Origin of the sequence: Salmonella sp. NW38 (genome assembly GCF_051807745.1) — a bacterium.
GTDB classification, from domain to species: Bacteria; Pseudomonadota; Gammaproteobacteria; order Enterobacterales; family Enterobacteriaceae; genus Salmonella; species Salmonella enterica.
On sequence record NZ_JAMMTO010000018.1, the window covers coordinates 1 to 12536 of the forward strand.

General features: G+C 53.2%; 9 protein-coding genes. All 9 read left to right on the forward strand.

Going from position 1 to position 12536, the window contains the following annotated elements:
* Window positions 1-84: hypothetical protein (locus tag NA624_RS22365; RefSeq protein WP_000740160.1), on the forward strand; the 84-nt coding region annotated here is incomplete at its 5' end.
* Between the two features lie 229 nt (window positions 85-313).
* Window positions 314-697, forward strand: a complete 384-nt coding sequence (secE, locus tag NA624_RS22370; RefSeq protein WP_001275691.1) for a preprotein translocase subunit SecE — start codon at window positions 314-316, stop codon at window positions 695-697.
* Window position 698: 1 nt separating this feature from the next.
* On the forward strand, window positions 699-1244 hold the full coding sequence (gene nusG / locus NA624_RS22375; RefSeq protein ID WP_001287521.1) for a transcription termination/antitermination protein NusG: 546 nt from the start codon (window positions 699-701) through the stop codon (window positions 1242-1244).
* A gap of 157 nt (window positions 1245-1401) precedes the next feature.
* A complete protein-coding gene (rplK, locus tag NA624_RS22380; RefSeq protein ID WP_001085926.1) occupies window positions 1402-1830 on the forward strand; it encodes a 50S ribosomal protein L11 in 429 nt (142 codons plus the stop codon).
* Between the two features lie 3 nt (window positions 1831-1833).
* A complete protein-coding gene (gene rplA, locus NA624_RS22385) occupies window positions 1834-2538 on the forward strand; it encodes a 50S ribosomal protein L1 (protein WP_001096676.1) in 705 nt (234 codons plus the stop codon).
* A 419-nt stretch (window positions 2539-2957) separates the two neighbouring features.
* Complete coding sequence (rplJ, locus tag NA624_RS22390) at window positions 2958-3455, forward strand: 50S ribosomal protein L10 (RefSeq protein ID WP_001207203.1); 498 nt, start codon at window positions 2958-2960, stop codon at window positions 3453-3455.
* A gap of 66 nt (window positions 3456-3521) precedes the next feature.
* Window positions 3522-3887 (forward strand): 50S ribosomal protein L7/L12, encoded by a 366-nt coding sequence (gene rplL / locus NA624_RS22395; protein ID WP_000028882.1) that lies wholly within the window; start codon window positions 3522-3524, stop codon window positions 3885-3887.
* 317 nt (window positions 3888-4204) lie between these two features.
* Window positions 4205-8233, forward strand: a complete 4029-nt coding sequence (gene rpoB, locus NA624_RS22400; RefSeq protein WP_000263105.1) for a DNA-directed RNA polymerase subunit beta — start codon at window positions 4205-4207, stop codon at window positions 8231-8233.
* A gap of 76 nt (window positions 8234-8309) precedes the next feature.
* On the forward strand, window positions 8310-12533 hold the full coding sequence (gene rpoC / locus NA624_RS22405) for a DNA-directed RNA polymerase subunit beta' (protein WP_000653965.1): 4224 nt from the start codon (window positions 8310-8312) through the stop codon (window positions 12531-12533).
* The last annotated feature ends 3 nt before the right edge of the window (window positions 12534-12536 follow it).

Consider the following 12536-nt stretch of genomic DNA (forward strand, 5'->3'; position numbering starts at 1 on the left):
GCAATGGACGACGGTCTGCGTTTCGCAATCCGTGAAGGCGGCCGTACCGTTGGCGCGGGCGTTGTTGCTAAAGTTCTCGGCTAATCGCTGATAACATTTGACGCAATGCGCAATAAAAGGGCATCATTTGATGCCCTTTTTGCACGCTTTCACACCAGAACCTGGCTCATCAGTGATTTTATTTGTCATAATCATTGCTGAGACAGGCTCTGTAGAGGGCGTATAATCCGAAAGGCGAATAAGCGTTTCGATTTGGATTGCCTCGCGATTGCGGGGTGAAAATGTTTGTAGAATACTTCTGACAGGTTGGTTTATGAGTGCGAATACCGAAGCTCAAGGGAGCGGGCGCGGCCTGGAAGCGATGAAGTGGATAGTTGTTGCCATATTGCTGATCGTCGCAATCGTCGGCAACTACCTCTATCGCGACATGATGTTGCCGCTGCGTGCGCTGGCCGTAGTAATTCTGATTGCTGCAGCGGGTGGTGTCGCGCTGTTGACGACAAAAGGTAAAGCAACCGTTGCTTTTGCCCGTGAAGCGAGAACCGAAGTCCGTAAGGTCATTTGGCCGACTCGCCAGGAAACGCTGCACACCACGCTGATCGTCGCTGCGGTTACCGCAGTTATGTCACTGATCCTGTGGGGACTGGATGGTATTCTGGTTCGCCTGGTATCCTTTATCACTGGCCTGAGGTTCTGAGATGTCTGAAGCACCTAAAAAGCGCTGGTACGTCGTTCAGGCGTTTTCCGGTTTTGAAGGCCGCGTAGCCACATCGCTGCGCGAGCATATCAAATTACACAATATGGAAGAGCTGTTTGGCGAAGTCATGGTGCCGACTGAAGAAGTCGTTGAGATCCGTGGCGGCCAGCGTCGCAAAAGTGAACGCAAATTCTTCCCGGGTTACGTTCTGGTCCAGATGGTCATGAACGACGCAAGCTGGCACCTGGTGCGCAGCGTGCCGCGTGTGATGGGCTTTATCGGCGGTACGTCTGACCGTCCGGCGCCGATCAGCGACAAAGAAGTCGATGCGATCATGAACCGCCTGCAGCAGGTTGGCGATAAGCCGCGGCCGAAAACTCTGTTTGAACCGGGTGAAATGGTTCGTGTTAACGACGGTCCGTTCGCAGACTTTAACGGCGTTGTCGAAGAAGTCGATTATGAGAAGTCTCGCCTGAAAGTGTCTGTTTCTATCTTCGGTCGTGCGACCCCGGTAGAGCTGGACTTCAGCCAGGTTGAGAAAGCGTAAGGCTGCGATCAAAAAAGCAGCGATCTAATCGTTGCATAGGGCGCGAAATTGACATACAATTTCGCGCCTTTTGTTTTTATGGGCCTTATGCCCATGAAGCGATATTTATCACGGGGAGCTTCTTTGAAGCGATACTACCCAATTCGAGGAATTTAGAATGGCTAAGAAAGTACAAGCCTACGTCAAGCTGCAGGTTGCAGCTGGTATGGCGAACCCGAGTCCGCCGGTTGGTCCAGCACTGGGTCAGCAGGGTGTGAACATCATGGAATTCTGCAAAGCGTTCAACGCAAAAACGGATTCCATCGAAAAAGGTCTGCCGATTCCGGTTGTTATTACCGTTTACGCTGACCGTTCTTTCACCTTCGTTACCAAAACGCCTCCGGCAGCTGTTCTGCTGAAAAAAGCGGCTGGTATCAAGTCTGGTTCCGGCAAGCCGAACAAAGACAAAGTAGGTAAAATTTCCCGCGCTCAGCTGCAGGAAATCGCGCAGACCAAAGCTGCCGACATGACCGGTGCCGACATTGAAGCGATGACTCGCTCCATCGAAGGTACTGCACGTTCCATGGGCCTGGTAGTGGAGGACTAAGAAATGGCTAAACTGACCAAGCGTATGCGCGTGATCCGTGAAAAAGTTGATGCGACCAAACAGTACGACATCAACGAAGCTATTGCCCTGCTGAAAGAGCTGGCCACTGCTAAATTCAACGAAAGCGTTGACGTTGCCGTTAACCTCGGCATCGATGCTCGTAAATCTGACCAGAACGTTCGTGGCGCGACTGTACTGCCGCACGGTACTGGCCGTTCTGTTCGCGTTGCCGTATTTACCCAGGGCCCGAACGCTGAAGCAGCTAAAGCTGCTGGCGCTGAGCTGGTAGGTATGGAAGATCTGGCTGACCAGATCAAGAAAGGCGAAATGAACTTCGACGTTGTTATCGCATCCCCGGATGCAATGCGCGTTGTTGGCCAGCTGGGCCAGGTTCTGGGTCCGCGCGGCCTGATGCCAAACCCGAAAGTCGGTACCGTAACGCCGAACGTTGCTGAAGCGGTTAAGAACGCTAAAGCAGGTCAGGTTCGTTACCGTAACGACAAAAACGGCATCATCCACACCACCATCGGTAAAGTGGACTTTGACGCTGACAAACTGAAAGAAAACCTGGAAGCTCTGCTGGTTGCGCTGAAAAAAGCAAAACCGAGCCAGGCGAAAGGCGTGTACATCAAGAAAGTTAGCATCTCCACCACCATGGGTGCTGGCGTTGCCGTTGATCAGGCTGGTCTGAGCGCATCTGCGAACTAAGATTAGTCTTTACGTGGGCGGTGATTTTGTCTACAATCTTACCCCCACGATTCTGTTGAAATATAACAGAGCACTATGCGAGTCATTTGAATTGCAGCAAGGCAGCAAGTGAGTGAGTCGCCAGGAGCATAGTTAACTATGTGACTGGTGTGAACGAGCGCAGCTAACACAGCTGCGGTTCAAAGGACGAAGTCATAGAAAGAATTTGTTCGTTGGAGCCTGGCCTATCCAGGCCTCCGTCGAAGACCGCAGGCGTCTCGCAAGAGGCTTAATCCCCTGCGTAGACGGTGACAGAACGCTAAGATTATTTTTGATACTCTGGCTTGTTTCTGCTCACCGTATTAAGACGCTCTTCTCGTTGAGATGAGTGAAGTGAGTTCCGGAACATGAGTTCCGGCAAACATCCAGGAGCAAAGCTAATGGCTTTAAATCTTCAAGACAAACAAGCGATTGTTGCTGAAGTCAGCGAAGTAGCCAAAGGCGCGCTGTCTGCAGTAGTTGCGGATTCCCGTGGCGTAACTGTAGATAAAATGACTGAACTGCGTAAAGCAGGTCGTGAAGCTGGCGTATACATGCGTGTTGTTCGTAACACCCTGCTGCGCCGCGTCGTTGAAGGTACTCAGTTCGAGTGCCTGAAAGACACGTTTGTTGGTCCGACCCTGATTGCATACTCTATGGAACACCCGGGCGCTGCTGCTCGTCTGTTCAAAGAGTTCGCGAAAGCGAATGCAAAATTTGAGGTCAAAGCTGCAGCCTTTGAAGGTGAGCTGATCCCGGCGTCTCAGATCGACCGCCTGGCAACTCTGCCGACCTACGAAGAAGCAATTGCACGCCTGATGGCAACCATGAAAGAAGCTTCGGCTGGCAAACTGGTTCGCACACTGGCTGCTGTACGCGATGCAAAAGAAGCTGCGTAATCGCAGTTGTCTTTATCAAGCATTTGCTTACGTATAAACTTATTCTGATATTCAGGAACAATTTAAATGTCTATCACTAAAGATCAAATCATTGAAGCAGTATCCGCTATGTCCGTAATGGACGTTGTAGAACTGATTTCTGCAATGGAAGAAAAATTCGGTGTTTCCGCTGCTGCTGCTGTAGCTGTAGCTGCTGGCCCGGCTGAAGCTGCTGAAGAAAAAACTGAATTCGACGTAATTCTGAAAGCTGCTGGCGCTAACAAAGTTGCTGTTATCAAAGCAGTACGTGGCGCAACTGGCCTGGGTCTGAAAGAAGCTAAAGACCTGGTAGAATCTGCTCCGGCCGCTCTGAAAGAAGGCGTGAGCAAAGATGACGCTGAAGCACTGAAAAAATCTCTGGAAGAAGCTGGCGCTGAAGTTGAAGTTAAATAAGCCAACCCTTCCGGTTGCAGCCTGAGAAATCAGGCTGATGGCTGGTGACTTTTTAGTCACCAGCCTTTTTGCGCTGTAAGGCGCCAGTAGCGTTTCACACTGTTTGACTACTGCTGTGCCTTTCAATGCTTGTTTCTATCGACGACTTAATATACTGCGACAGAGCGTACGTTCTGTGTAAATCGCAATGAAATGGTTTAAGCGTGATAGCAACAGGCATTGCGGAAAGTATCCATTTTCCGGTCAACAAAATAGTGTTGCACAAACTGTCCCCCGCAGGACAGATGGGTCGACTTGTCAGCGAGCTGAGGAACCCTATGGTTTACTCCTATACCGAGAAAAAACGTATTCGTAAGGATTTTGGTAAACGTCCACAAGTTCTGGATGTACCTTATCTCCTTTCTATCCAGCTTGACTCGTTTCAGAAGTTTATCGAGCAAGATCCTGAAGGGCAGTACGGCCTGGAAGCAGCCTTCCGTTCCGTGTTCCCGATTCAGAGCTACAGCGGTAATTCCGAGCTGCAGTACGTCAGCTACCGCCTTGGCGAACCGGTGTTTGACGTTCAGGAATGTCAGATCCGTGGCGTGACCTATTCCGCACCGCTGCGCGTAAAACTGCGTCTGGTGATCTACGAGCGCGAAGCGCCGGAAGGCACCGTTAAAGACATTAAAGAACAAGAAGTCTACATGGGCGAAATCCCGCTCATGACCGACAACGGTACCTTTGTTATCAACGGTACTGAGCGTGTTATCGTTTCTCAGCTGCACCGTAGTCCGGGCGTCTTCTTTGACTCCGACAAAGGTAAAACCCACTCTTCGGGTAAAGTGCTGTATAACGCGCGCATCATTCCTTACCGTGGTTCCTGGCTGGACTTCGAATTCGATCCGAAGGACAACCTGTTCGTGCGTATCGACCGTCGCCGTAAACTGCCTGCGACCATCATCCTGCGTGCGCTGAACTACACCACTGAGCAGATCCTTGACCTGTTCTTTGAGAAAGTTGTCTTCGAAATTCGCGACAACAAGCTGCAGATGGAGCTGATTCCAGAACGTCTGCGCGGCGAAACCGCGTCGTTCGATATCGAAGCTAACGGCAAAGTGTACGTTGAAAAAGGCCGTCGCATTACCGCGCGTCACATCCGTCAGCTGGAAAAAGACGATATCAAGCATATCGAAGTTCCGGTTGAGTACATCGCAGGTAAAGTCGTCTCTAAAGACTACGTTGACGAATCCACTGGCGAGCTGATCTGCGCGGCGAACATGGAGCTGAGCCTGGATCTGCTGGCTAAGCTGAGCCAGTCCGGCCACAAACGTATCGAAACGCTGTTTACCAACGATCTGGACCACGGCCCGTACATTTCTGAAACGGTACGCGTCGACCCAACTAACGATCGTCTGAGCGCGCTGGTAGAAATCTACCGCATGATGCGCCCTGGTGAGCCGCCGACTCGTGAAGCGGCTGAAAGCCTGTTTGAGAACCTGTTCTTCTCCGAAGACCGCTATGACCTGTCTGCGGTGGGTCGTATGAAATTCAACCGTTCTCTGCTGCGCGACGAAATCGAAGGTTCCGGTATCCTGAGCAAAGACGACATCATTGATGTCATGAAGAAGCTCATCGATATCCGTAACGGTAAAGGCGAAGTGGATGATATCGACCACCTCGGCAACCGTCGTATCCGTTCCGTCGGCGAAATGGCAGAAAACCAGTTCCGCGTTGGCCTGGTGCGTGTAGAGCGTGCGGTGAAAGAGCGTCTGTCTCTGGGCGATCTGGATACCCTGATGCCTCAGGATATGATCAACGCCAAGCCGATTTCCGCCGCAGTGAAAGAGTTCTTTGGTTCCAGCCAGCTGTCTCAGTTTATGGACCAGAACAACCCACTGTCTGAGATTACGCACAAACGTCGTATCTCCGCACTCGGCCCAGGCGGTCTGACCCGCGAACGCGCAGGCTTCGAAGTTCGAGACGTACACCCGACGCACTACGGTCGCGTATGTCCTATCGAAACGCCGGAAGGTCCGAACATCGGTCTGATCAACTCCCTGTCCGTGTACGCACAGACTAACGAATATGGCTTCCTTGAGACGCCGTACCGTCGTGTGGTTGATGGCGTGGTCACTGACGAAATTCATTACCTGTCTGCTATCGAAGAAGGCAACTACGTTATCGCTCAGGCGAACTCCAACCTGGATGACGAAGGCCACTTTGTAGAAGATCTGGTTACCTGCCGTAGCAAAGGCGAATCCAGCTTGTTCAGCCGTGACCAGGTTGACTACATGGACGTATCCACCCAGCAGGTGGTCTCCGTCGGTGCGTCCCTGATCCCGTTCCTGGAACACGATGACGCCAACCGTGCATTGATGGGTGCGAACATGCAACGTCAGGCGGTTCCGACTCTGCGCGCTGATAAGCCGCTGGTGGGTACCGGTATGGAACGTGCTGTCGCCGTCGACTCCGGTGTTACTGCAGTAGCTAAACGTGGCGGTACTGTTCAGTACGTGGATGCGTCCCGTATCGTTATCAAAGTTAACGAAGACGAGATGTACCCGGGTGAAGCAGGTATCGACATCTATAACCTGACCAAATACACCCGCTCTAACCAGAACACCTGTATCAACCAGATGCCATGTGTGTCTCTGGGCGAGCCGGTTGAACGCGGCGACGTGCTGGCAGACGGTCCGTCCACCGACCTCGGTGAACTGGCGCTCGGTCAGAACATGCGCGTGGCGTTCATGCCGTGGAACGGCTACAACTTCGAAGACTCCATCCTCGTATCCGAGCGTGTTGTCCAGGAAGACCGTTTCACCACCATCCACATTCAGGAACTGGCGTGCGTGTCCCGTGACACCAAGCTGGGGCCGGAAGAGATCACCGCTGATATCCCGAACGTGGGTGAAGCTGCGCTCTCCAAACTGGATGAATCCGGTATCGTTTACATCGGCGCGGAAGTGACCGGCGGTGACATTCTGGTCGGTAAGGTGACGCCGAAAGGTGAAACCCAGCTGACGCCGGAAGAGAAACTGCTGCGTGCGATCTTCGGTGAGAAAGCGTCTGACGTTAAAGACTCTTCTCTGCGCGTACCTAACGGTGTCTCCGGTACGGTTATCGACGTTCAGGTCTTTACTCGCGATGGCGTAGAAAAAGACAAACGTGCTTTGGAAATCGAAGAGATGCAGCTCAAGCAGGCGAAAAAAGACCTGTCTGAAGAACTGCAGATCCTCGAAGCGGGCCTGTTTAGCCGTATCCGTGCGGTGCTGGTTTCCGGCGGCGTTGAAGCTGAGAAGCTCGACAAACTGCCGCGCGACCGCTGGCTGGAACTCGGTCTGACCGACGAAGAGAAACAAAATCAGCTGGAACAACTGGCTGAGCAGTATGACGAACTGAAACACGAGTTCGAGAAAAAACTTGAAGCGAAGCGCCGTAAAATCACCCAGGGCGACGATCTGGCGCCGGGCGTGCTGAAGATCGTGAAGGTCTATCTGGCCGTTAAACGCCGTATCCAGCCGGGTGATAAGATGGCAGGTCGTCACGGTAACAAGGGTGTTATCTCTAAGATCAACCCGATCGAAGACATGCCTTATGATGAAAACGGCACGCCGGTAGACATCGTACTGAACCCGCTGGGCGTACCGTCTCGTATGAACATCGGTCAGATTCTGGAAACCCACCTGGGTATGGCTGCGAAAGGTATTGGCGACAAGATTAACGCCATGCTGAAACAGCAGCAGGAAGTCGCGAAACTGCGCGAATTCATCCAGCGTGCCTACGATCTGGGCGCCGACGTTCGTCAGAAAGTCGACCTGAGCACCTTCAGCGATGATGAAGTGCTGCGTCTGGCAGAAAACCTGCGTAAAGGTATGCCGATTGCCACACCAGTGTTCGACGGTGCGAAAGAAGCGGAAATCAAAGAGCTGCTGAAACTGGGCGACCTGCCGACCTCCGGTCAGATCACCCTGTTCGATGGTCGTACGGGTGAACAGTTCGAACGTCCGGTAACCGTCGGTTACATGTACATGCTGAAACTGAACCACCTGGTTGATGACAAGATGCATGCGCGTTCTACCGGTTCTTACAGCCTGGTTACTCAGCAGCCGCTGGGTGGTAAGGCGCAGTTCGGTGGTCAGCGCTTCGGGGAGATGGAAGTGTGGGCGCTGGAAGCTTACGGCGCCGCCTACACCCTGCAGGAAATGCTCACCGTTAAGTCTGATGACGTGAACGGCCGTACTAAGATGTATAAGAACATCGTGGACGGCAACCATCAGATGGAACCGGGTATGCCGGAATCCTTCAACGTTCTGTTGAAAGAGATCCGCTCGCTGGGCATCAACATCGAACTGGAAGACGAGTAATTCTCGCTCAAACAGGTCACTGGTGTCGGGGTAAAACCCGACACCAGATTGTGCTAACTCCGACGGGAGCAAATCCGTGAAAGATTTATTAAAGTTTCTGAAAGCGCAGACTAAAACCGAAGAGTTTGATGCGATCAAAATTGCTCTGGCTTCGCCAGACATGATCCGTTCATGGTCTTTCGGTGAAGTTAAAAAGCCGGAAACCATCAACTACCGTACGTTCAAACCTGAGCGTGACGGCCTTTTCTGCGCCCGTATCTTTGGGCCGGTAAAAGACTACGAGTGCCTGTGCGGTAAGTACAAGCGCCTGAAACACCGTGGTGTTATTTGTGAGAAGTGCGGCGTTGAAGTGACCCAGACCAAAGTACGCCGTGAGCGTATGGGCCACATTGAGCTGGCGTCTCCGACTGCTCACATCTGGTTCCTGAAATCGCTGCCGTCCCGTATCGGTCTGCTGCTCGATATGCCGTTGCGTGATATCGAACGCGTACTGTACTTCGAATCTTATGTGGTTATCGAAGGCGGTATGACCAACCTGGAACGTCAACAGATCCTGACTGAAGAGCAGTATCTGGACGCGCTGGAAGAGTTCGGTGACGAATTCGACGCGAAGATGGGTGCGGAAGCTATCCAGGCCCTGCTGAAGAGCATGGATCTGGAGCAAGAGTGTGAAACTCTGCGCGAAGAGCTGAACGAAACCAACTCCGAAACCAAGCGTAAGAAGCTGACCAAGCGTATCAAACTGCTGGAAGCCTTCGTACAGTCTGGCAACAAGCCAGAGTGGATGATCCTGACCGTTCTGCCGGTTCTGCCGCCAGATCTGCGTCCGCTGGTTCCGCTGGATGGTGGTCGTTTCGCCACGTCAGATCTGAACGATCTGTATCGTCGCGTCATTAACCGTAACAACCGTCTGAAGCGTCTGCTGGATCTGGCTGCGCCGGACATCATCGTACGCAACGAAAAACGTATGCTGCAGGAAGCGGTTGACGCCCTGCTGGATAACGGTCGTCGCGGCCGTGCGATCACCGGTTCTAACAAGCGTCCTCTGAAATCTTTGGCCGATATGATCAAAGGTAAACAGGGTCGTTTCCGTCAGAACCTGCTCGGTAAGCGTGTTGACTACTCCGGTCGTTCTGTTATCACCGTAGGTCCATACCTGCGTCTGCACCAGTGCGGTCTGCCGAAGAAAATGGCGCTGGAGCTGTTTAAACCGTTCATCTACGGCAAGCTGGAACTGCGTGGCCTTGCCACCACCATCAAAGCCGCGAAAAAAATGGTTGAGCGCGAAGAAGCTGTCGTTTGGGATATCCTGGACGAAGTGATCCGCGAACACCCGGTACTGCTGAACCGTGCGCCGACTCTGCACCGTCTGGGTATCCAGGCCTTTGAACCGGTTCTGATCGAAGGTAAAGCTATCCAGCTGCACCCGCTGGTTTGTGCGGCATATAACGCCGACTTCGATGGTGACCAGATGGCTGTTCACGTACCGCTGACGCTGGAAGCCCAGCTTGAAGCGCGTGCGCTGATGATGTCTACCAACAACATCCTGTCTCCGGCGAACGGCGAACCTATCATCGTTCCGTCTCAGGACGTGGTATTGGGTCTGTACTACATGACCCGTGACTGTGTTAACGCCAAAGGCGAAGGCATGGTGCTGACTGGCCCGAAAGAAGCTGAGCGTATCTATCGCGCAGGTCTGGCCTCTCTGCATGCGCGCGTTAAAGTGCGTATCACTGAATATGAAAAAGATGAAAACGGCGAATTCGTTGCGCACACCAGCCTGAAAGACACGACCGTTGGTCGCGCCATTCTGTGGATGATCGTACCGAAAGGTCTGCCTTTCTCCATCGTCAACCAGGCGCTGGGCAAGAAAGCGATCTCCAAAATGCTGAACACTTGCTACCGTATTCTGGGTCTGAAACCGACCGTTATTTTTGCGGACCAGACGATGTACACCGGCTTTGCTTATGCAGCGCGTTCAGGTGCGTCCGTTGGTATTGATGACATGGTCATCCCGGAGAAAAAACACGAGATCATCTCTGAGGCGGAAGCTGAAGTTGCTGAGATCCAGGAGCAGTTCCAGTCCGGTCTGGTAACCGCTGGCGAACGCTATAACAAAGTTATCGATATCTGGGCTGCGGCGAACGATCGTGTATCCAAAGCGATGATGGATAACCTGCAAACCGAAACCGTGATTAACCGTGACGGCCAGGAAGAGCAGCAGGTTTCCTTCAACAGCATCTACATGATGGCCGACTCCGGTGCGCGTGGTTCTGCGGCACAGATTCGTCAGCTGGCCGGTATGCGTGGTCTGATGGCGAAGCCGGATGGCTCCATCATCGAAACGCCAATCACCGCGAACTTCCGTGAAGGTCTGAACGTACTCCAGTACTTCATCTCCACGCACGGTGCGCGTAAAGGTCTGGCGGATACCGCACTGAAAACCGCGAACTCCGGTTACCTGACTCGTCGTCTGGTTGACGTCGCGCAGGATCTGGTGGTGACCGAAGATGACTGTGGTACGCACGAAGGTATCCTGATGACCCCGGTTATCGAGGGTGGCGACGTGAAAGAGCCGCTGCGTGACCGCGTTCTGGGCCGTGTGACAGCAGAAGATGTGCTGAAACCGGGTACCGCGGACATTCTGGTTCCACGCAACACGCTGCTGCACGAACAGTGGTGTGACCTGCTGGAAGCAAACTCCGTTGACGCCGTTAAAGTGCGTTCCGTTGTATCCTGCGACACCGACTTTGGTGTATGTGCGCACTGCTATGGTCGTGACCTGGCGCGTGGCCACATCATCAACAAAGGTGAAGCTATCGGCGTTATCGCGGCACAGTCCATCGGTGAACCGGGTACACAGCTGACGATGCGTACGTTCCACATCGGTGGTGCGGCATCGCGTGCGGCTGCTGAATCCAGCATTCAGGTGAAAAACAAAGGTAGCATCAAGCTCAGCAACGTGAAGTCGGTTGTGAACTCCAGCGGTAAACTGGTTATCACTTCCCGTAACACCGAACTGAAGCTGATCGACGAATTCGGTCGTACCAAAGAGAGCTATAAAGTGCCTTATGGCGCTGTCATGGCGAAAGGTGATGGCGAGCAGGTTGCCGGCGGCGAAACCGTGGCAAACTGGGACCCGCACACCATGCCGGTTATCACCGAAGTGAGTGGTTTCATCCGCTTCACTGACATGATCGACGGTCAGACCATTACGCGTCAGACCGACGAGCTGACCGGTTTGTCTTCGCTGGTGGTTCTGGATTCGGCTGAACGTACTACTGGTGGTAAGGATCTGCGTCCGGCGCTGAAAATCGTTGATGCTCAGGGTAATGACGTTCTGATCCCGGGTACCGATATGCCTGCGCAGTACTTCCTGCCGGGTAAAGCGATTGTACAGCTGGAAGATGGCGTACAGATCAGTTCTGGTGACACCCTGGCGCGTATTCCGCAGGAATCCGGCGGTACCAAGGATATCACCGGTGGTCTGCCGCGCGTTGCGGACCTGTTCGAAGCGCGTCGTCCGAAAGAGCCGGCAATCCTTGCTGAAATCGCAGGTATCGTTTCCTTCGGTAAAGAAACCAAAGGCAAACGTCGTCTGGTGATTACGCCGGTTGATGGTAGTGACCCGTACGAAGAGATGATTCCGAAATGGCGTCAGCTCAACGTGTTCGAAGGGGAACGTGTAGAACGTGGTGATGTGATTTCCGATGGTCCGGAAGCGCCGCACGACATTCTGCGTCTGCGTGGCGTTCATGCTGTGACGCGTTACATCGTTAACGAAGTCCAGGATGTATACCGTCTGCAGGGCGTTAAGATTAACGATAAACACATCGAAGTTATCGTTCGTCAGATGCTGCGTAAAGCGACCATCGAAAGCGCCGGTAGTTCCGACTTCCTGGAAGGCGAACAGGTTGAATACTCTCGCGTCAAGATCGCTAATCGCGAGCTGGAAGCGAACGGCAAAGTGGGGGCTACCTTCTCCCGCGATCTGCTGGGTATCACCAAAGCGTCTCTGGCAACCGAATCGTTCATCTCTGCCGCATCGTTCCAGGAGACCACGCGTGTCCTGACCGAAGCAGCCGTTGCGGGTAAACGCGACGAACTGCGCGGCCTGAAAGAGAACGTTATCGTGGGTCGTCTGATTCCGGCCGGTACCGGTTATGCGTACCATCAGGATCGTATGCGCCGTCGCGCCGCGGGCGAGCAGCCAGCAACACCGCAGGTGACTGCAGAAGACGCATCTGCCAGCCTGGCAGAGCTGCTGAACGCAGGCCTTGGCGGTTCTGATAACGAGTAATCG

Excerpts from the sequence above, each read along its gene's own strand:
- rplL (WP_000028882.1), top strand. The coding sequence starts at position 3,522 with ATGTCTATCACTAAAGATCAAATCATTGAAGCAGTATCCGCTATGTCC.
- secE (WP_001275691.1), top strand. The coding sequence starts at position 314 with ATGAGTGCGAATACCGAAGCTCAAGGGAGCGGGCGCGGCCTGGAAGCG.
- rplA (WP_001096676.1), top strand. The coding sequence starts at position 1,834 with ATGGCTAAACTGACCAAGCGTATGCGCGTGATCCGTGAAAAAGTTGAT.
- rplK (WP_001085926.1), top strand. The coding sequence starts at position 1,402 with ATGGCTAAGAAAGTACAAGCCTACGTCAAGCTGCAGGTTGCAGCTGGT.
- rpoB (WP_000263105.1), top strand. The coding sequence starts at position 4,205 with ATGGTTTACTCCTATACCGAGAAAAAACGTATTCGTAAGGATTTTGGT.
- rplJ (WP_001207203.1), top strand. The coding sequence starts at position 2,958 with ATGGCTTTAAATCTTCAAGACAAACAAGCGATTGTTGCTGAAGTCAGC.
- nusG (WP_001287521.1), top strand. The coding sequence starts at position 699 with ATGTCTGAAGCACCTAAAAAGCGCTGGTACGTCGTTCAGGCGTTTTCC.